This window comes from Pseudomonas sp. Marseille-P9899, assembly GCF_903166565.1.
GTDB classification, from domain to species: domain Bacteria; phylum Pseudomonadota; class Gammaproteobacteria; order Pseudomonadales; family Pseudomonadaceae; genus Aquipseudomonas; species Aquipseudomonas huaxiensis.
The window spans coordinates 2,124,078-2,143,563 of record NZ_CAESCG010000001.1 but is presented as its reverse complement, the minus strand read 5'-3'; the positions used below and the strand labels follow the sequence as shown (position 1 = coordinate 2,143,563).

At 62.0% G+C, this 19,486-nt stretch carries 21 protein-coding genes; 14 read left to right on the top strand and 7 right to left on the bottom strand.

What is annotated here, in order from left to right:
• Positions 1-51: 51 nt before the first annotated feature.
• On the bottom strand, positions 52-1,410 hold the full coding sequence (locus HWV67_RS09215; RefSeq protein ID WP_175650927.1) for an 8-oxoguanine deaminase: 1,359 nt from the start codon (positions 1,408-1,410) through the stop codon (positions 52-54).
• Between the two features lie 581 nt (positions 1,411-1,991).
• On the opposite strand from HWV67_RS09215, the gene HWV67_RS09210 reads away from it, so the two are divergent.
• From HWV67_RS09210 to HWV67_RS09200, 4 genes are all read left to right on the top strand, one after another.
• Positions 1,992-2,474 carry a GNAT family N-acetyltransferase gene (locus HWV67_RS09210; protein ID WP_175650926.1) on the top strand — a complete coding sequence of 161 codons (483 nt, stop codon included), beginning with the start codon at positions 1,992-1,994 and terminating at the stop codon, positions 2,472-2,474.
• A 61-nt stretch (positions 2,475-2,535) separates the two neighbouring features.
• Positions 2,536-2,943 (top strand): DUF3224 domain-containing protein, encoded by a 408-nt coding sequence (locus tag HWV67_RS09205; RefSeq protein WP_175650925.1) that lies wholly within the window; start codon positions 2,536-2,538, stop codon positions 2,941-2,943.
• Positions 2,944-3,045: 102 nt separating this feature from the next.
• Positions 3,046-3,285, top strand: a complete 240-nt coding sequence (locus HWV67_RS31645) for a hypothetical protein (protein WP_256680043.1) — start codon at positions 3,046-3,048, stop codon at positions 3,283-3,285.
• A 552-nt stretch (positions 3,286-3,837) separates the two neighbouring features.
• A complete protein-coding gene (locus tag HWV67_RS09200; protein WP_175650924.1) occupies positions 3,838-4,320 on the top strand; it encodes a DUF3617 domain-containing protein in 483 nt (160 codons plus the stop codon).
• A 93-nt stretch (positions 4,321-4,413) separates the two neighbouring features.
• On the opposite strand, the gene HWV67_RS09195 is transcribed toward HWV67_RS09200, so the two are convergent.
• Positions 4,414-5,034 carry a hypothetical protein gene (locus tag HWV67_RS09195; RefSeq protein ID WP_175650923.1) on the bottom strand — a complete coding sequence of 207 codons (621 nt, stop codon included), beginning with the start codon at positions 5,032-5,034 and terminating at the stop codon, positions 4,414-4,416.
• Positions 5,035-5,569: 535 nt separating this feature from the next.
• Here HWV67_RS09195 and HWV67_RS09190 point away from each other — a divergent pair.
• Complete coding sequence (locus HWV67_RS09190; RefSeq protein WP_175650922.1) at positions 5,570-6,178, top strand: GNAT family N-acetyltransferase; 609 nt, start codon at positions 5,570-5,572, stop codon at positions 6,176-6,178.
• Complete coding sequence (locus HWV67_RS09185) at positions 6,175-6,534, top strand: cupin domain-containing protein (protein ID WP_175650921.1); 360 nt, start codon at positions 6,175-6,177, stop codon at positions 6,532-6,534. Before HWV67_RS09190 ends, HWV67_RS09185 begins: the two co-directional genes overlap by 4 nt.
• Positions 6,535-6,644: 110 nt before the next feature.
• Here HWV67_RS09185 and HWV67_RS09180 read toward each other — a convergent pair whose 3' ends face one another.
• Both HWV67_RS09180 and HWV67_RS09175 read right to left on the bottom strand, forming a co-directional pair.
• Complete coding sequence (locus tag HWV67_RS09180; RefSeq protein WP_175650920.1) at positions 6,645-7,100, bottom strand: HIT family protein; 456 nt, start codon at positions 7,098-7,100, stop codon at positions 6,645-6,647.
• Between the two features lie 118 nt (positions 7,101-7,218).
• Entirely contained in the window at positions 7,219-7,701 is a 483-nt protein-coding gene (locus tag HWV67_RS09175) for an Lrp/AsnC family transcriptional regulator (protein WP_175650919.1), read from the bottom strand.
• A 135-nt stretch (positions 7,702-7,836) separates the two neighbouring features.
• On the opposite strand from HWV67_RS09175, the gene HWV67_RS09170 reads away from it, so the two are divergent.
• On the top strand, positions 7,837-8,466 hold the full coding sequence (locus tag HWV67_RS09170; protein WP_175650918.1) for a LysE family translocator: 630 nt from the start codon (positions 7,837-7,839) through the stop codon (positions 8,464-8,466).
• Between the two features lie 97 nt (positions 8,467-8,563).
• Here the strand turns inward: HWV67_RS09170 and HWV67_RS09165 are convergent, their stop codons facing one another.
• Both HWV67_RS09165 and HWV67_RS09160 read right to left on the bottom strand, forming a co-directional pair.
• Positions 8,564-10,147, bottom strand: a complete 1,584-nt coding sequence (locus tag HWV67_RS09165) for a rhodanese-related sulfurtransferase (protein ID WP_175650917.1) — start codon at positions 10,145-10,147, stop codon at positions 8,564-8,566.
• On the bottom strand, positions 10,144-10,752 hold the full coding sequence (locus HWV67_RS09160) for a cysteine dioxygenase (protein ID WP_175650916.1): 609 nt from the start codon (positions 10,750-10,752) through the stop codon (positions 10,144-10,146). Before HWV67_RS09160 ends, HWV67_RS09165 begins: the two co-directional genes overlap by 4 nt.
• A gap of 256 nt (positions 10,753-11,008) precedes the next feature.
• Between HWV67_RS09160 and HWV67_RS09155 the strand changes: the two genes are divergently transcribed.
• The 6 genes from HWV67_RS09155 (at position 11,009) to HWV67_RS09130 (ending at position 17,806) form a co-directional block, all read left to right on the top strand.
• The gene (locus tag HWV67_RS09155) at positions 11,009-12,091 is read left to right on the top strand and encodes an LLM class flavin-dependent oxidoreductase (RefSeq protein WP_175650915.1); all 1,083 of its coding nucleotides are present in this window, start codon (positions 11,009-11,011) and stop codon (positions 12,089-12,091) included.
• 78 nt (positions 12,092-12,169) lie between these two features.
• On the top strand, positions 12,170-12,661 hold the full coding sequence (locus HWV67_RS09150; RefSeq protein ID WP_175650914.1) for a tripartite tricarboxylate transporter TctB family protein: 492 nt from the start codon (positions 12,170-12,172) through the stop codon (positions 12,659-12,661).
• A gap of 9 nt (positions 12,662-12,670) precedes the next feature.
• A complete protein-coding gene (locus HWV67_RS09145; protein WP_175650913.1) occupies positions 12,671-14,173 on the top strand; it encodes a tripartite tricarboxylate transporter permease in 1,503 nt (500 codons plus the stop codon).
• A 35-nt stretch (positions 14,174-14,208) separates the two neighbouring features.
• Complete coding sequence (locus tag HWV67_RS09140) at positions 14,209-15,183, top strand: Bug family tripartite tricarboxylate transporter substrate binding protein (RefSeq protein ID WP_175650912.1); 975 nt, start codon at positions 14,209-14,211, stop codon at positions 15,181-15,183.
• A 162-nt stretch (positions 15,184-15,345) separates the two neighbouring features.
• Positions 15,346-16,251: a LysR family transcriptional regulator gene (locus HWV67_RS09135; RefSeq protein WP_175650911.1), complete on the top strand. Its 906-nt coding sequence runs from the start codon at positions 15,346-15,348 to the stop codon at positions 16,249-16,251.
• A gap of 37 nt (positions 16,252-16,288) precedes the next feature.
• On the top strand, positions 16,289-17,806 hold the full coding sequence (locus HWV67_RS09130; RefSeq protein ID WP_175650910.1) for a xylulokinase: 1,518 nt from the start codon (positions 16,289-16,291) through the stop codon (positions 17,804-17,806).
• An 11-nt stretch (positions 17,807-17,817) separates the two neighbouring features.
• Here HWV67_RS09130 and HWV67_RS09125 read toward each other — a convergent pair whose 3' ends face one another.
• Positions 17,818-18,750 carry a LysR family transcriptional regulator gene (locus HWV67_RS09125; protein ID WP_175650909.1) on the bottom strand — a complete coding sequence of 311 codons (933 nt, stop codon included), beginning with the start codon at positions 18,748-18,750 and terminating at the stop codon, positions 17,818-17,820.
• Positions 18,751-18,960: 210 nt separating this feature from the next.
• On the opposite strand from HWV67_RS09125, the gene HWV67_RS09120 reads away from it, so the two are divergent.
• Positions 18,961-19,479 (top strand): flavin reductase family protein, encoded by a 519-nt coding sequence (locus tag HWV67_RS09120; protein ID WP_175650908.1) that lies wholly within the window; start codon positions 18,961-18,963, stop codon positions 19,477-19,479.
• Positions 19,480-19,486: the final 7 nt, after the last annotated feature.

Below are 19,486 nucleotides of genomic sequence, written 5' to 3'. Positions count from 1 at the left end.
GCAGCAGTGATCCGGCTGCTGCGCCGTTGCGGGCGCAGCGGCCGGGGTGGGTTATTCGCCGATGACCAACTGGCGGGCCAGTTGGTTGTGGCGTTCGAGTACCAGCGGCAGGTCGATGGTGGTGATGCGACCATCCTTGACCACCACGCGGCCGTTGATGACGCTGGTGTGAACCTGGGTCGGCGTGCAGAACACCAGCGCCGCCAGCGGATCGTGATGGGCGCCGGCGTAGGACACATGGCCCAGGTCGAAGGCCACGAAGTCGGCGATCATGCCCGGCGCCAAGGCGCCGATATCATTGCGGTTGAGCACCTTGGCGCCGCCCAGCGTGGCGATTTCCAGCGCCTCGCGAGCGGTCATCGCATCCGGGCCGAAACCGACGCGCTGCAACAGCAGGGCCTGGCGCACTTCGCCGATCATGCTGGCGCCGTCGTTGGACGCCGAACCGTCGACCCCCAGGCCGACCGGCACGCCGTGGTCGCGCATCTTGCGGATCGGCGCGATGCCCGAGGCCAGGCGCATGTTCGAGCACGGGCAGTGGGCGACGCCGGTGCCGGTGCGGGCGAACAGCTCAATACCGTGCTGGTCGAGTTGCACGCAGTGGGCGTGCCAGACGTCATGGCCGACCCAGCCGAGGTCTTCGGCGTATTCGGCAGGGGTCATGCCGAATTTTTCGCGGCTGTAGGCGATGTCGTTGACGTTTTCCGCGAGGTGGGTGTGCAGCGACACGCCGTACTGGCGCGCCAGCACCGCCGCTTCGCGCATCAGGTCGCGGCTGACCGAGAACGGCGAGCAGGGCGCAACCACCACGCGCAGCATCGAGCCGTGGCTGGCGTCGTGATAATCCTCGATCAGGCGCTGGGACTCCTTGAGGATGTCGCTTTCCTTCTCGACCACCGAATCAGGCGGCAGGCCGCCCTGGCTGCGGCCGACGCTCATGCTGCCGCGGGCGGCGTGGAAGCGCATGCCGATTTCCCCGGCGGCGTGGATGCTGTCGTCCAGTTTGCAGCCGTTGGGGTAGATGTACAGGTGGTCGCTGGAGGTGGTGCAGCCCGACAGAATCAGCTCGGCCATCGCGGTTTGAGTCGACACCGCGATCATTTCCGGCGTCAGGCGTGCCCAGATCGGATACAGGTTGGTCAGCCAGTTGAACAGCTCGCCGTCCTGCGCCGCCTGCACCACGCGGGTGAGGCTCTGGTACATGTGGTGGTGGGTGTTGACCAGGCCGGGGATGACCACCTTGCCGGTCATGTCCAGGATCACATCGGCGTGCTGCGGCAGCTCATCGCTGGGGCCGACCTGCTTGATCACGTTGTCCTCGATGTACAGGCCACCGCGTTTGATCTCGCGGCGTTCGCCGTCCATCGTCACCAGAAGTTCGGCGTTCTTGACCAGTAATGTCTTGGGCATGGGTGTTCCTCTCCTGTTGGGAGTCTTGTTTTCAACGGGAATGTGTACCGGCACCCGGTCAGCGACTCGAGCAAAGCCCGTGCCGCCCGGCGCTGTAGGGAGCTACGGCGTTGCCGGTGGACTCGATCAGTGCACGAACGCACGCCTGGGCTCGGCGCAAGGAGAGATGCTTGGCGGGCTCAGGCGGTGGCGAAAGGTATTGGGTAACAGGTCCGGGCCGTCCTGCGAGTCGCGATTGGCCGTAGCCAAGGGGACGAGGAGGGGGACAAAGATGAACGACATTCGGAGATGACGCTCGAGGGGGGCGAGCAAGTGTCGGTGTTGCATGGCTAAGACCGTCGCAATACGCATCGGCGATTACCGATGTCGTAGGCGTGGATTAGTGTAAACAGGATTTTTTTATTTTGTATACAAGAAATCTGGTGGCGGGCGTTTGGAGCGGGGTTTCTGGGTGGTCTCATCTGACGCGTGCAACTGATGTAAAGCGGGTTCGGCTACAGTGGGCCGTTCGTGTTGTTGCCCGGATCGAGCCCATGATTCGGGTGACCCAGTGAATTGAATGTTATGGAGAACGACTGCTCGTGCACATCCGACTCACCGAAACAAAAGACTGGATGCTCCTGAAGTACGTCCGTCTGGCCGCGCTTCTTGATGCCCCGACCGCATTTGGCGTAAGTCACCAGACTGCTGCTGCCTACACCGACGAAGAGTGGCAAGCGCGTGCGTCTTCGCAGGGAACGCAATTTTGGCTGGCGTTTGACGGCGACGAACCCATTGGCATGATTGGCGCTGCGATCAGTGATGCGGGGCGTTTTAACCTGATTGGAATGTGGGTTGCGCCCGTGGGTCGGGGTTCAGGAGCGGCGGGGCTGTTGGTCGAGGCGGTGAAGTCTCGGGCTTTGGAGCGGGGGTATGAGCGGGTCTTTCTGGACGTCTCGCCTGAGAACGCCAGGGCCGCGAATTTGTATTTGAAGCAGGGTTTTTCGTTTATCGATGAGTGGGAGCCTTTGCACAGTCATCCGCATATCTTGGTGCAGACGATGGTTTGGGTTTCGACGGGTTGAGGATGCTGTTGTGCCGCGAGTAAAGTAAGGCCCTAACTCATCAGGACAGAGACAAGCCCGCATGGAAGCATCAGCCACGTTTTCCACCCGAGATTTCACCCCGACAGGCGTTTCGCCGGTGCCGGAAATCACCACCGCCTTGCCCGTGTCCGTCAGCACCATGGAGAAAATCTATTCGGGTGACATAAGCGGTACGTCTTCCACGGTCTTCACCGCTGCCTTCGACCCAACCACCAGAACGGGCAGCTATATAGCGCTCGAAAGTTTCGACGGAACGGTGAATGGTCGGCAGGGGGCTTTCAACTTCATTCATTCCGCGTCTACTACGGGCACCAATCGCGCAGATGAGTTTTTCAGCATAGTTGCTGGTAGTGGGACAGGGTATTTGCAAGGGATATCGGGGGCGGGCGGGATTAAGATCGATGCTGATGGTACGCATCGTATTTGGCTGGATTATCAGCTTGGATAGTGCTGCGAATATCGTTGGGTATTGATTTTTCAGGTGAGGTTTTACGTTCTGTCTCAGTCTCTGAAACTTGCACCCTGTCTTCTTCCCGCTTGAGATAGCCCCATGTCAACCGATCCACTCTGTCTGGTTTGTATACCTGCCCTCGTCGTCCTGCTGAAGGCGGCGGAACATCGAAAAGGTTCACCGCTCAATGAGGCGGAAGTGCTTGAGATTCGCGATAACGCCACTTGTATAGCAGTGCCCGTGAGTGCTGCGTTCGCGATGGAAGAAGAACGCGGTTATCCAGACATTGCACCAGAGAATTGTTGGAGCGAGTGGCAGCAGGCCCGCTTATCGGTCTAGAAGGTTCTTCGGTTGGGCTCGCAATCAGAAAGATTGACTGGAAAATGGCAAAAGCAAGGGGGAACGGGGACGGGAAGAGGGGACGGATTTATTTCTTGGTTGAGTGGTTGAGAAATAAATCTGTCCCCTTTTCGCGGTCCCCTTTTTCGCCCTAAGAAGGGCTATGCGGCTATAGCCTTGCAGGTAAGGCGTGAGTTGCTTGGGATTTCGTAGAGTCATGCGCCCTCTCAAGCCTGAGAGGGTGTGAGGTCAGCAGGCTAAGGCAGCGGGCGGGTGAGATTACGGAGCTACTGCCGCACAGGTGGCGTCCAAATTAGCCATGCAAGACGGGTTGGCTGGAGGCTTACTATGGAAAAGCACATTTGGCATGAGTACATGGATGGGCTGGCAATGCAGCAGTTCACGTCTGCTGGGCCGATGGCAAGATGACCTGTAATGTAACGATGGTATTGGTGATGTCTACTTCTCAAACGAGAACGAACACCATAAATTAATGGCACAACACGCTTGCGTTTCGGTGCTCACTTTAATGCTTTACAGAAAGGAATCGTGATGAAGTATTCCGCCATGTTTTTGTGGCTTCCCGTTATAACGCTTGCAGTCATATTGCCGGCAGCGGCCGTAGAACCTTCCCAGCGACTTCAACGTGCCTCAGGTTTGTGGAAGGTAACACCGGCAACCTCGCCGTTTTCCTGGGAGATTTGCGTCGATCAGCAAAAGGACAGGCTGATCGAGGACGACTTATGGTCCAACTTCGAACAGGAATGCAAGATCGAATCGGAAAGCGGCAACGGCGACGGCTACAATTTCGAATCAAGCTGCCCAGACGCGAAGCTGGCAGGCTCGTTCAGGGGCGATCTTGCAAAGTCGTACGTGCTAACGGCCGATACTTCATTTGACTTAAACGGGAAAGCTAAGACGCAGCACACCATCATCAATGGCATCTTTCAAGGCGCATGCCCTGCGGACATGGAACCGGGGGTCAAAAGAATGCGCGGCGGTATGAAGATGAAGAGCCTGTACATTAACCGATAAGCAGTTGGTGGTTGTACATCGCCCCGGTAAATTGACTGTTACCGCCAGCATAGAAATGACCCAGTTCTGCAGGACTGGGTCTCACGGGTCGATTTATTTGATCAGATCAGGCCGGGTGCCTTTGAGGATTTCAGGGTTGACCGTGCCTTGAATCGAACAGGTGATCATGCCTTTGCTGGCTTTGGGCAAATCCTGTGGAGCAGGTTCCACCATCAATATCCGTTCCGCCGTATCGGTCACCAACTTGCCTGCGGTGTCATCGCCGCTTTCTGGCACCCAGGCAGATTGCTTGTGCGACCATATTTGCGGACGTGCGTAGATCCCGTTGACTTCCTCCAGATTGCTTCCCGGCATCTTGTTTAGCTGGGCATAGAGTTCGCTCGGGCTCTGTTGGGTATAGAACCCCCAGCCGATGATACGAGAGCCCATCAACTCCTGGTCCTCGGCGAAAAAGCCAGTCAATGCGACGCCATCGAGTGTGACAGGCTTTTCGAAAACCCAGCGCTGGCCACTCTCGGTTTTAGTACCGCCGATAAGCTTGATTTTGCCGTTGTCCAGAGAGCTTGAAACCTGCTCCTTGAGGCCTGGCTGATTGATGACAGCCAAAGAGTCCGCATCGCAAGCGAGAAAGGTTTGCAGGGCAGGGGTGGCAGCAAAACTGCTGGTGCAGGTCGCCAATGCCACGAATGGAGTGAACAGAAAATGCCATTTCACGAGGTGAGTCCTATCGTTTGAAACGTCGATCGTCGACACCTTACGGCGGGAGTAATCGATAGGTAATCCAGGCGATTATTGAGAGGTGTCGATGATTAAACGAACGTTTTCCTTGTTAACAGCGCGGCGTTTGCCGGCATACATGAGTGATGTCTCCCAGACATCGTAAGTTTTTCGGCAGGTGAGACCACAACGTTAGCGCAATTCGAATATCCAGGAGGTGGGCGTGGCTTCCGCTCCTGGCCGACAGCCGCCCTTTCGCGAAATACGATCCCATCTGGAAAAAAACCTGCTTTGCTTCCTGCCATCCCGCCATGGAGGTGCACATCGCCCCGCTTCTCGCCTCACAACCTCCGACAACTGCACGATCAATTCCCCAGGCCTGAGCCATTAGACGGCCACGTGCCTTTGAGCATGGGGCAGCGTCGCACGCCGTGCTGACGATGTTCGCCCAGAGAATGATGGGAACCGTTCAAACCGCCTAGCCTGCCACCCTGTCAAAGGCGCAATCCTTGAGAACTAACCACCCGATCCCATGGGAGCACTGTACGTGCCTATCGATTTCAGACCCGCTCAAGCCTCGGACGCGCTCGATATTGCGCGCTTCTTTCAACTGACATCGGAGGGCATGGCCGATTACATATGGAGCAAGCTTGCCGCACCGGGAGAAGCACTGCTGAGTGTCGGTGCGTCTCGCTATGCCAGGGAGCAGGGCGACTTTTCCTACAAGAACTGCTTGATGGCCACTTGCGAAGGGCGCGTGATCGGCATGATGCATAGCTATGCCTTGTACGAGACCCCCGACAGGCCTGTTGAGACAGACCCGGTCCTCGCGCCTTATTCCGATATGGAAATACCCGACACCTTGTACATATCCAGTCTGGCTCTGGATGAGGCCTGGCGTAGCCAAGGGCTGGGCGTCGAGTTTCTTCGCCACGCCCAGCAGCGCGCTGAGGACTCTGGCCTGGATGGGCTATGCCTGATCGATTATGCAGAAAACCACGGCGCCCGCCGCTTCTACGAACGTCACGGTTTTCAAATTGTTAAAACCTGCCAAATCGTTCCGCACCCGATGCTGGGCGTAACCGGTGAAGCCTATTTGATGTATCGCCCTACCCACAACGTGCTGGAGAAAAAGCCATGAACAAGACATTGACCGTGTTCCGCGAACTGGATATCCAACCGGTGCGCGACCTTCCCTTTTTTGAAGAGGTCCTGGAAGGTACCCCTCATACGCTGACGTCCAAGTACTATCACGATGAACAGCAAGGTCGCATTTCCGGAGAATGGGAAGCCAGCACCGGAGCGTGGCGCATCGACTACAAAGTTTGGGAGTTCTGCCATGTTCTGAGTGGGCGCTGCGTCATCGAGCTTGAGGGTTGCGCCCCCATCACACTGGCCGCTGGCGACACGTTCATTATCGAACCGGGCGCCAAGGGCAAATGGACCGTGCTGGAAGACATGAAAAAGAACTTCGTGATCCTCTTGCCCGCGAACTAGGTACGGGGTCGCGAAAGGGGCGCGCTCGCGAACTGCAGCTATCGACCGATAGCGGCCTCATGCGAAGGGCTGCTATCGGCCAGAAGCTGCAGATTATTTACTCCTGTAAATCAGGCACGTTCCACGCTGTGGCTTGGTGAATTCAATAACTGAGCAATTCTCTTGCGCAGTTCACCATGCGCCTGCTCATCGTAGGGCGTCGCTGTTTTCCAGTCATAAAACCATACGGGCATTTTGCGACGGTGCTCCGGCTCCGAGGCGAAACGGGGAAAGATGTGGCAGTGCAATTCTGGCTCAGTATTTCCCAAAATTTCGTAGTTCACGCGAAGTGCCCCGGTCGCCTCCAAGACCGCGTCTCCAAGGCGGGCCATATCTAGCAGGTAGGTTACTCTGGCCTCGGCACTCAGATCGTTGAGGCTAGGGACAACGGGGTCGGGTAGCAACAGGCAGTAACCCTGTAAAAATTGGACGTCCCCCATGACTGCCCACCCTGAGGCCATTCGGCAAATTACCTTATCGTTAGTGCCGCTACGAGCTTGCTCTACGCGTTGCGAAATCAGGGGCATGCATTGTCCTTAATGATGTGTAAGCGAGATCTGGCAGTTGCGTTCTATGAAGTTTATGAACGTGCGGACCCTCAAATATTCAAGAACTCTCGCGGCGTCGCTCTTGAATGCACGCCCCTCAATCAGGCAAATGACCAAGCGGCAGCGGACTTTGCGCCTTGACCGTCTGTATCGCAAAGTTGCTGCGGATATCACTCACTCCCGGCAACTTGAGCAAGGTCCCCGTAAGAAAACGTTCGTACCCGCGCAAGTCAGGTACGACCACGTGCAGCAGAAAGTCAGACTCACCTGACACAAGAAAAGCGGAAATCACTTCCGGTAGCGCCAACACCGCTTCGCGGAAGTTCTCCGCTTCTTTTTCGTGATGACGCTCGACCTTGATGCCGACAAACACCGTCAATCCCAGCCCGACTTCATCAGGATCGAGGCTCGCCTGATAACCCCGAATCACGCCCGCCTGCTCCAAGTGACGCACGCGGCGCAGGCAAGGTGAGGCCGACAGGCCTATTTCGTCCGCCAACTGCACATTGGTCAGGCGGCCGTCGCGCTGAAGGGCCGCCAGAATACGGCGGTCGTAGGCGTCGAGTTTGGTTTTTGGCATATCAGGCCTTTTTGAAAATCAGGATTGGTAGAACATGCCAATTCTAGCCATCTATGGGGTTGAAGACGCAAGCACTTGCCCCGGGGTTGAGCGTTAGACTTCCGTCCAGCGCTCAATCAGACGGAGTACCGAGCAATGGAGAACCCAGGGTTGTATCTGTTGGCATTAGCCATGATTTTCCTGATGCCCGGCCCCGACATGATCTTGCTGCTACAGACCGGCGCAAGTCAGGGGCGAGCGGCGGCACTGGCGACGGCAGTGGGCCTGGCCATCGCCCGTGGCTGTCATGTGGCGTTGGCGGCGATGGGCCTGGCGACGCTGTTCAAGGTGGCGCCCTGGACATTCGATGTGGTGCGTATCGCAGGAGCGGCCTATTTGTTGTGGATGGGGGTGCACCTGTTCAAACCGGGCGCGTTCGCCTCATTGGCCGGCACCGGTAAACAGCTTCAGGCAGCGCCCTTGCGATCGGCGATTCAACGGGGTGTGCTGACCAACCTGCTCAATCCCAAAGCGCTGTTGTTCTGCTCAGTGCTGTTGCCTCAATTCATCACGCCTGACGCGGAGCCGGTGACGACGCAGTTTGCGCTGCTCGGCTTGGTGCTGGTGGGGGTAGGCTTCGTGTTCGACAGCAGTTACGCGCTAGCTGGAACCTGGATCGGCGGTTGGCTTGAGCGAAACCCGACAGCACAGCGCATGCAGCGCTGGCTGTTTGGGGGATTGCTGATTGGTTTTGCGGCGCGCCTGGCGTTCATGCAGCAGGCCTGACTGATTGTTACTGAAATCGAGCGCCGTCGGTGCGGCGCTCGATTTCATTGGTGCCGTCATGCACCTGACGGCCTTGGCGAAACTCTCTCCCACTACGTCAAATCACATAAAACCCATGCGTCCCATCCCGCCCCAACTGCTCGACCAGCCCAAACTCCCAATCCAGATACCCCTGCATCGCTTCACGCGGGTTATCAGTCCCTTCATAAGGCCGGCGATAACGGTCACTGCGCGGTACCGCGAGGCTCGTTTCGCCATGCTCCAGCGGACGCTCTTCGGCGATCCAGCGGCCCGTGCCGCCTTCTAGTAAGAACACCGGCTTGCGCGTCAGCGCCTGCAAATCCACGGCAGCAAAACGCGCCAGCAGGCTGCTGCCGCAAGTGACCACATAACGCTCGGCCACAGGCAATTTTTCCAGCGCCTGCGCCAGTTGCGCGCGGATCGCCCAGTGCGCGCCGGGAATATGCCGCTGCACGTAGTTGGCGCTGGTGGTGAAGTCCAGCAGCACGGTGTCGCCTTCGTCCAGCCAGGTCTGCAGTTGCGCGGACTGGATCGACGGCGGCTGGGGCAGGGCGGGTAGCGGTACCTGCCATTCGCCGGTTTCGCTGAAGTCGGCCGCTTCCAGACCGTCCAGCACCGCCACCTGCCAGCCCATCTGCGCCAGCCACGAAGCACTCATGTTGGCGCGCACGCCGTCGTTGTCGAGCAGGACGATCCGCGCGCCGCGCACGCTGGCGGTGTGGTCGGTTTCCTGCACCAGTTGCCCGCCCGGCACCGAGCGGCTGCCCGGCAGATGGCCTTCGGCGTATTCCTCCGGGGTGCGCACGTCGAACAGGTAGGTGGTGCGGTTGCTTTCTGCCTGCCAGGCGTTCAGGCCGCCTTTGGACTGACGCGCCACGCCGGCTTTATCGGCCACGGCGCGGGCACGGTTGGCCGCGCTGGCGCGGGTATCGGCGCTGACGGACGCGAAGCGCTGCGACTGACCGTGAGCCAGTTTCTGCCCGGCCAGGGTCCAGCCGATGGTGCCGTTGCGCAGGGCCGACACCGGGTTGGGGATGCCGGCGTTCACCAGCGACTGGGTGCCGATGATGCTGCGGGTGCGGCCGGCGCAGTTGACGATGACCCGGGTGGCCGGGTCCGGCGCCAGTTCGGCGACGCGCAACACCAGTTCGGCGCCCGGCACGCTGATGCCGCCGGGGATGCTCATGGTCTGGTATTCGTCGAAGCGGCGGGCGTCCAGCACCACCACGTCGGCCTTGTCGTCCAGCAGTTGCTGGACTTCCTCGGCTGCCAGCGACGGCGTATGGCGCTGGCTTTCGACCAGTTCGCCAAAGGCCTTGCTCGGCACGTTGACGTCACGGAACAGTTCGCCGCCAGCCTCGCGCCAGCCGGCCAGACCGCCGTCGAGCACGGCGACGTCGGTGTAACCGAGGGCCAGCAGACGTTCGGCGGCGAGGGCGGCAAGGCCTTCGCCGTCGTCATACACGGTCACCTGGGTGTCGCGCCGGGGCACCCGGGCGTAGACCTCGATTTCCAGTTTCGACAAGGGAATATTGGCCGCGAAAAGCGGGTGCTCCAGGGCGAAGGGCGCTTCTTCGCGCACATCGATCAGGGCGAGTTCATGCTTGGCCAGCAAGTGCTGGCGCAGCTCGGCGTAGGAGCGGGTAGTCGCGGTGCTCATGGGGCGGGGTTCTCTTTGGACAGGTCCCAGATATTGGGCAAGCGGGTGTTGGAGTAACCGGAGATAAAGGGCTTTTCGCTACCGTCGGCGAGGTAGACCGCCCGTTTTACCGCGCCGATGTTGGCGCCATAAACGTGGATGCTGATGGAGACCTGATCGTCATGGGCGTTGCTGACCTGGTGGATGTCGCCGATGTGCGGCGATACCGCCTCCACCTGGCCGGGCGCCAGGCGCACGGCTTCGCCAGCGGGGATCAAGGCGCCGCTGTCGGTGCGGGCAAAGCCCTGCGAATACTCGGCGCCGCGCAACATGCCGATCAGGCCCCAGACCCGGTGGTCGTGGATCGGCGTGCTCTGGCCCGGGCCCCAGACGAAGCTGACCACGGAAAAGCGCTGGCGCGAATCGGCATGCAGCAGGAACTGCTGGTAACGGGTGGGATCGGGTTGCGCCAGATCCTCGGGCAGCCAGTCGTCATGGGCGACCAGTTGCTGCAACAGGTTCTGGCCACGGTCGAGAATGGCGGCTTCCTCGGTTTCCTGGTCGAGCAATTCGGCGAGGTTACCGATGAACTGGCGAAGGCGGTCCAAGCGTAGCGGTTCGGTCATGATTCAGGGCTCAGGCTGCGGTTTTCGAGAACCCTAGCAACCGCCAGATGATTCTCAAAATTCAAATTCTGCATAAGCTAATATGCGTAAAGAGAATTTTAAAGATCAAATATTATTCTTTATTTTTTATATTAGCTTATGCCGGAAAAGAATTTCACAACGGAGGAGCTGATCGTTAGCTTATAAGCGTTCGTTTTGAAGAAAGCGCCTTCTATAACCATCAAGCTTTCTCAACCGCCTCAAGGAGCCCCCCAGCATGAGCGTTCAATTCATCGGCATGATCGGCCATCGCCTGTCTTCGGAAACCCTCGACGCCAGCGGCCCGATCTTCGACAAGGCGTACATCACCCGCTTTGCCCAGGTGCACGAAGACGCCGGTTTCGACCGTCTGCTGGTGGGCTACTGGTCGGATCAGCCGGACGGTTTTCTGGTCACCGCGCTGGCCGGTTTGTCGACGTCGCGGATCAATTTCCTCCTGGCCCACCGTCCCGGCTTTGTTGCCCCGACCCTGGCTGCGCGCAAGTTGGCGACGCTGGAGCAGTTGCTTGACGGCCGCCTGGCGGTGCACGTGATCAGCGGCGGCAACGACGGCGAGCAGCGCAAGGACGGCGACTATCTGGAGCACGACCAGCGCTACGCCCGCACTGATGAATTCCTCGAGGTGGTGCGCAAGGTCTGGACCGAAGAGCAGCCGTTCGACCACCACGGCACGTTCTATCAGGCGCAAAACGCTTTCTCGGCGATCAAGCCGCTGCAGAAACCGCACCTGCCGGTGTATTTCGGTGGATCGTCGCAGGCGGCACTGGAAGTGGCCGGCAAGCACGCCGATGTCTTCGCGCTGTGGGGCGAGTCGCTGGAGCAGACCCGCGAGACCATCGCCGCCGTGCGCGCCGAAGCGGCGCGGCACGGGCGTGAAATCCAGTTCAGCGTGTCGTTCCGGCCGATCATCGCCGACACCGAAGACGCCGCCTGGGCCAAGGCCGACGCCATCCTCACCACCGCCCGCCAGCGTCTTGAGCGCTCTGGCCCGGTGATCGCCAACAAGCCGCAGAGCGTCGGCGCCCAGCGCCTGCTGGACACCGTCGCCCAGGGCGAGCGGGTCGATGAGCGTCTGTGGACCGGCATCGCCGCGCTGGTCGGCGGCGGGCACAACTCCACCGCGCTGGTCGGCACTCCGGAGCAGGTGGCCGATGCCTTGCTGGCCTACTACGACCTTGGCGTGACCACCTTCCTCATTCGCGGTTTCGACCCGGTCAACGACGCCGAGGACTATGGCCGCGAACTGCTGCCGCTGACCCGCGCCAAGGTCGCCGCCCGTGAGGCACAACGCGGCGCCTGATGGTCCTTCTTTCACGCTGAAAACTACGAGACCGCACGCGCGGATCGTCCGCCACCGTGCCTTTCAAGGCACTTGGAGATGTTCCGTGTCCGATGCTCTGCGCGCCACTCAAGTGCGATCCCTGCTTTCGATGCCCGCGAAGTCCTCGCCGGCCTGCTGTTTCTCGGCTTCGGCATCGCTGGCCTGCTGATCGGCAGCGACTACGCCACCGGCACCGCCATGCGCATGGGCGCCGGCTATTTTCCCTGGCTGGTGAGTCTGGCCCTGTGCGGACTGGGCGTGGCGCTGCTGGTGCGCGGGCTTCTGTTGTCCCGCGAGCGGGTGGCGCTGGGTGAGCTGTTCCAGGCGCGGGTGGGCTTGTCCATCGGCGGTAGCGTGGTGGCTTTCGCCTTGCTGCTGCCGAGCCTCGGTCTTGGCCTGTCCACCCTGTTGATGACTCTGCTCAGCGGCCTGGCCCGGCGCCGCGCCAACCTCGCCGAACTGGCCGTGCTCGGCTGCGCGCTGGGGCTGTTCAGCGTGTTGGTGTTCGCCTGGGGGCTGGGCTTGAATCTGCCAGCCTGGCCGGTCTGAGGACGGATCATGGAACTGCTCGACCACCTCGGCATCGGCCTCGAAGCCGCCTTCACCGTGAACAATTTGTTGTACTGCCTGCTCGGCGTCACCCTCGGCACCTTGGTCGGTGTGTTGCCGGGCCTGGGGCCGGTGGCGACCATCGCCATGCTCCTGCCGATCACCTATGGCCTGACCCCGGCCGCCGCGCTGATCATGCTCTCGGGCATCTATTACGGTGCGCAGTACGGCGGCTCGACCACGGCGATTCTGGTCAACCTGCCGGGTGAGTCGTCCTCGGTGGTCACCTGCCTCGACGGCCACGCCATGGCCCGCAAGGGCAGGGCGGGGGCGGCACTGGCAATCGCTGCCATCGGTTCGTTCGTCGCCGGCAGTCTCGCGATTCTGCTGCTAGCCGCCGCCGCCACGCCGCTGGCGGAGGTCGCGCTGAAATTCGGCCCCGCGGAATATTTCTCGCTGATGCTGCTCGGCCTGGTGGCGGCGATCGTGCTGGCCCAGGGTGATGTGCTCAAGGCCGTGGCCATGACCCTGCTCGGGTTGCTGCTCGGGTTGGTGGGCACTGACGTCAACTCCGGTGTCGAGCGTTTCACCTTCGGTATTCCGGCGTTGAGCGACGGCATCAGCTTCGTGGTGATTTCCATGGGCATCTTCGGCATCGCCGAAATCATCGCCAACCTCGAACGCGACCACGGCGGCGTGCCGAAGGTGGCGCGGGTCGGCAGCCTGCTGCCGTCGAAGGAAGACTACCGCCGTAGCTGGAAACCGATCCTGCGCGGCACCGGCCTTGGCGCGCTGCTGGGCGTGCTGCCCGGCGGCGGCGCCATGCTCGGCTCGTTTGCCTCGTACATGGTGGAAAAGCGTCTGGCCAAGCACCCCGAGCGTTTCGGTCAGGGCGCCATCGAAGGCGTCGCCGGCCCCGAATCGGCGAACAACGCCGGTGCGCAGACCTCGTTTATCCCGATGCTGGTGCTGGGCCTGCCGTCCAACGCGGTCATGGCGCTGATGGCCGGCGCCATGATGATCCACGGCATCGTCCCCGGCCCGCAGGTGATCGACGACCGTCCCGAGCTGTTCTGGGGCCTGATCGTCAGCATGTGGATCGGCAACCTGTTGCTGCTGGTGCTCAACCTGCCACTCGTTGGCATCTGGGTGCGCCTGCTGGCGGTGCCGTACCGCCTGCTGTACCCGTCGATCCTGCTGTTCTGCTGCATCGGCGTGTACAGCGTCAACAACAGCCTGTTCGACGTGTTGCTCACCGTTGCCTTCGGCCTGCTCGGCTACCTGTTCATCAAGCTGCACTGCGAGCCGGCGCCGCTGCTGCTCGGCTACCTGCTCGGCCCGCTGATGGAAGAAAACCTGCGCCGCGCGATGTTGCTGTCGCGGGGCGACCCGACGGTGTTCGTCACCCGTCCCCTGAGCCTGACCCTGCTGATCATCTGCGTGCTGGTGGTGGTGCTGATGCTCTCGCCACGGGTTCGCGCCACCCGCCAGGTGGCCTTCAGCGAAGATTGAATCCTTCTACGATCCCTCTGTTCCAGGAACCGCCCATGAAATTCGCCAAACCCCTGAAATTCGCCCTGGCCGCCCTGGCCCTGGGCATCACCGGCCTGGCCCAGGCCGACAATTACCCGAGCCGCGCCGTGACCCTGATCGTGCCGTTCCCGCCGGGTGGCGCGGCGGACACCGTCGGCCGCTACTACGCTGAGCAACTGTCGGCCTCCCTCGGCCAGCCGGTGGTGGTGGACAACAAACCGGGTGCCGGCACCGCCATCGCCGCCGAGGCGGTGGCCAAGGCCAAGCCGGACGGCTACACCTTGTCCCTGGCCACCGCCGGACAACTGGCGATCCTGCCCAACCTGCAAAAAGACCTGCGTTACGACTGGAAGAAAGACTTCGTGCCGGTCGCCGTCGTCGCCTCCGTGCCCAACGTGGTTGCGGTCCAGGCCAGCAGCAAGATCGACTCGCTGGCGGGCCTGATCGCCGAAGCCAAAGCCCATCCCGGGGCGCTGAGCTACTCGTCCTGCGGCAACGGCACGCTGTGCCACCTCTCCGGTGAACTGCTCAAGCACCTGTCCGGCGCGGACCTGCTGCACGTTCCGTACAAAGGCAGCGCACCGGCGGTGACCGGCCTGCTCGGCGGCGAAATCGACGTCGCCGTCGACACCCTGACCGTGCTCGCGCCACAGATCCAGGCCGGCAAACTCAAGGGCCTGGTCCTGAGCAGCGCCGAGCGCTCGCCGTTGCTGCCTAACGTACCCAGCGCCACCGAAGCCGGGCTGCCGGGGTTTGTCGCTTCGGGCTGGTTCGGCATCGTCCTGCCCAAAGGCGCCGCGCCGGAGCTGGTGCAGAAACTGAGCGGCGCCATCGACGTTATTGCCAAGGCGCCACAGACCGCCGAGCGCTTTGGCCAGAACGGCATCAGCGTCGAGCACAGCTCGCCTGCCGGGTTCGCCGAGCTGATCGCGCAGGACAACAAGCGCTGGGGGGAAGTGATCGAGGCGGGGAAAATTACCTTGGAGTGAGGTTGTCGATATCGAGTGCTGCTTCGGCGGCGCTCGCTCGGGTCGGTGCCCACCCGGCACCCGATCTTTCACTGATCGTAAAAACACTTTTCACCAAACCCCCTCTGCCCGCACCCCCAGCACCCAGCTACGCTTGCCCTTTTGCGACAGGGTGAAGTACGCATGGCGCGCCTGGATATCAATCGCTCCGGCGAGCTGGAGGTGTTCGTTCGGGTGGTCGAGACGGGCAGTTTCTCGGCGGCGGCGCGGGATCTGCGGATGACGCCATCTGCTGTGAGCAAGCTGGTGGCACGCCTGGAGACCCGTCTGGGCTCGCGGCTGTTCAATCGCTCCACCCGGCAACTAAGCCTGACCCAGGAAGGCCGCGCCTATCACGAGCGCGGTGTGTGCCTGCTCGCTGATCTGGATGAGCTGGAGCGCAATGTCGCATCGCAGGACGCACCCCGCGGCCGGGTGCGGATCAACGCCAACCTGGCGTTCGCCTGGCATTTTCTGTTGCCGCTGGTGCCGTTGATGACCGAGCGGTTGCCGCAGGTGATGCTGGATCTGGTCCTCACCGATGAAGTGGTCGATGTGCTCGGCCAGCGCACCGATATCGCCGTGCGCGCAGGGCCGATGAAGGATTCCAGTCTGGTGGCGCGCAAGCTGGGGCAGACGCCGATGGTGATCGTCGGCTCGCCGGACTATTTGCAACGCCATGGCACCCCGGACAGCCCGACCGCGCTGCAACGCCACAATCTGCTGACCGCCAATTACCGACGTGCCTATAACGGCTGGCCGCTGCTGGACGGTGGCGAGGTGGTCAAGGTCGTCACCCAGGGCAGTGTCCAGGCCAGCGACGGTGAAGCCCTGCGCCAACTGGCCCTGAACGGCACCGGGCTGGCGCGGCTGGCGCTGTTCCGGGTGCGCGAGGACATCGCCGCCGGGCGGCTGGTGCCGGTGATGGAAGTGTTCAACCCCGGGGATCTGGAAGAGATCCACGCGGTGTTTGTCGGCCAGGATGGCCATGTACCGTTGCGGGTGCGCGCGGTGCTGGATTTTCTTGTCGAGCACGTTCACGTCGAATAAGCGCCGTGCTCCCATCCTTGGCGTCGAGGTGCGGTTCGTGAGCAGTCAGGCAATTTCCATCGGCGTCGATCTCGGCACGTCCAGCACCCGTGCGGTAGCGCTGGATGCCGAGGGCAACCTGCGCGGTGCGGCTCGGGTGGGCGCTGTCCCGCTGGGGCAACGGGCGGGGCAGGGCATTGCTTTCGATGCGCTGTTCGAATCGGTACTGGTGGCCATTGCCCAGGCGCTCGCCGAGGCGGGGAGCACGCCGGGGCAGGTGGCCGGGGTCGCCATCTGCGGGCAGATGGCGGGGTTGTGCGCGGTGGATGCTCGCGGCCAGGCGCTGGGGCCCTGCGATTCCTGGCTGGACCTGGACTGCGCCAGCACCCTCGACCTGCTGCGGCCGCATGAAGACGAGATCATCCAGCGCTCCGGCAGCCAGTTGATCGCCGGCCATGCGGCGAAGTGGCTGCAGATGCGCGAGCAGCAGCCCGAGCGCTATCGCGCGGTGTGCAAGCTGACCACGCCATCGGCGCTGGTCGCCCTGCAACTGGCCGGGCTGGACGGCAGCGAGGCGTTTTTTGACACCACTCATCTGGGTTTCAACAACGTTGCCGATAGCCCCGCTGCGCGCTGGAACCTGGAACTGGTGCGCGCGCTTGGCCTCGATGTCGCCCATCTGCCGCGAATCGTCGAACCCTGGGAACGCATCGGCGGGTTGTCCAGTGCATGCGCCGAGCGCCTGGGCCTGTTGCCGGGCACGCCGATCTTTGCCGGTTGCGGCGATATCGCGGCGACCCTGCTGGGCAGCGCCGCGTTCGAGGACGGCCAGTTGCTGGACATCGCCGGCACCGGTTCGGTGCTCTGTGCGGTGCGCCGTGATTTCGCCGTCGACCGCCAGCACAAGACCCTGCTGACTCTGCGCCACTGTTTGCCGGATCTGTACTACAGCGCCGGTTACGTTGGCGGCGGCGGGCTGAATCTCGACTGGCTGGCGTCACTGCGCGAGCAGGTACGCCCGCCGCACGAGGTCAGCGCGGCGTTGCGCGAGCACGGCGCCGCGCCGCCCTTGTTGTTTGCGCCGCATATGGGCGGGCGCCATCTGCCGTTGGCGGCGGACCGGCGTGGAGCCTTTGTCGGGCTGTCCTGGCAACACAGTCTGGCCGATTTGCAGCGGGCGATGATCGAGGCGACCGCCTATGAATACGCCGGATTTCTCGACGCGATGGCCACCACCGGCCTGCGCTCGGGTGCGGGCCCGGTGCTGGTGGTCGGCGGTGGTGCCGCTAGCGAGGCATGCAGCCAGATCAAGGCGGACGTGCTGGGCTTGCCCTATCGCCGGCATGGCGTGTTCGAGGCGGCGGCGCTCGGCGCGGCGTTGTTGGCGGGGTATGGCGCCGGCGTCTTCAGCGACCTGCGCGAGGCGGCGTTGCACGCGGCGGGCACCCCGGGCGGCGTGGTCCAGCCGGACCCGGCGCGACACGCCCTCTACCGACAGCGGCGACAGGTGCAGGCGCGCATGCAGGCGGCGCTGGCGCCGGTGTTCGCTGAGCTGGCGCAATTGCCGCGGATCTAGCCCGGCGCAGTTCACGCCTCGACGGGCGTCAGCAGCCGCCGCGCGGGCGTGTCCAGTTCGTTGAAGTAGCGCACCGCGAAATCGACGAAGGCCTTGACCCGCCGCGGCAGTTTCTTGCCGCCCTCGGTGAGCAGGTGAAAGCCGGTGGCCGGGCAACTGAAGTCTTCCAGCAGCGGCACCAGGCGGTTTTCCTGGATGTCCTCGGCCACTTCCCAGACGGATTTCCAGGCGATGCCCAGCCCTTGCAGCGTCCACTGGCGCAGGGTGAAACCGTCGTTGACCAGGCGGTTGCCCTTGACCTGCACCGAGAAGGTTTCGCCGTCGCGGGTGAAGCGCCATTTGTCCTGGGGGAAGTCCGCCTGCAGGTGGATCAGGCAGTTGTGCGCCGCCAGGTCTTCGGGGGATTGCGGTGCGCCGTGGCGGGCCAGGTAATCGGGGGAGCAGCAGACGATGCGCCGGTCACCGCCGAGGGAGCGGGCGACCAGCGTGCTGTCGGGCAGATTGCCGTAGCGGATGGCGATGTCCGAGCCGGACTCGACGAAGTCCAGCAGGCGGTCGGTGAAGAACAGGCGCACGGTGACGTGGGGGTGTTCCTCGACGAAGGCGTCCACCAACTGGCTGACCCACTGGCGACCCAGGTCGGTGGGGCAGGTGACGCCGATGGTGCCGCGCAACTGGGCGCTGCCGCCGCGGATAACGCTGTCCAGCGCCTCGACGTCTTCGAGGATTTTCAGCGCCGCCTCGAACAGATAAAGGCCCTCGGCGGTAGGGCTCAGGCCGCGGGTATTACGTTTGACCAGGCGCAAACCATAGAACTCTTCCATGGCCTTGAGGCGGCCGCTCATGGCCGCGGGCGAGAGACCCAACTGGCGCCCGGCCATCGACAGCGAACCGGCCTGCACCACCAGTCGAAACAAGCGCAGGTCCTGAAGTCTATCGGCCATGAAGTGTGCTCCTCATCATTGTTTTATTCAGTATGGCGGACGCCATTCTTCATGCCTGGTTAAAGCCTGGCAATCACCGCGTTCAATAAGTCTGAATAAATAACCGCAGCTTTCAGTCTGGCTGAAAAGTCATTCCGGGAAACTCGAATACCTGCTTGTCCGGCGGGCTCCTAAGATGGCGACAGGCTCAACGCTAAGAGGAGTTGAAAGATGTCCGCACTATCGAGTCAAGCAATCAACGGCACCCCGCACGTCACCGATCTGTTTCGCAGCGCCATGGGCCGCTTCGCCGCGTCCGTGACCCTGGTCACCACCATCGACGAGCACTGCTGCCCCCACGGCCTGGCGGCCACCGCGTTCTCCTCGGTTTCCATGGACCCGGCGTCGGCGCTGGTCTGCGTCAACCGCAGCAGCAGCGCTTCGCCCATCATCAAGCGCTCCGGGCTGTTCTGCGTGAACATGCTGCAACGCGAACACGAGGCGCTGTGCGCCATCTTCAGCAAGCCGGAATTGCGTGACCGGCGCTTCGTTGATGGCGACTGGGCAGTGGGTGAAAACGGCCTGCGCTATTTGCTCGACGCCCAGGCGTCGATCTTCTGCGAAGTTGTTCAGGAAGTGGATTACGGCTCGCACACCATCTTTATCGGCAATGTCATGAACGTAATAACCCAGTCGCTGGAATCACCCCTGGTTTATATGGGTGGTCGTTTCCGCGAACTGGCAGCCTGAGTGCAAT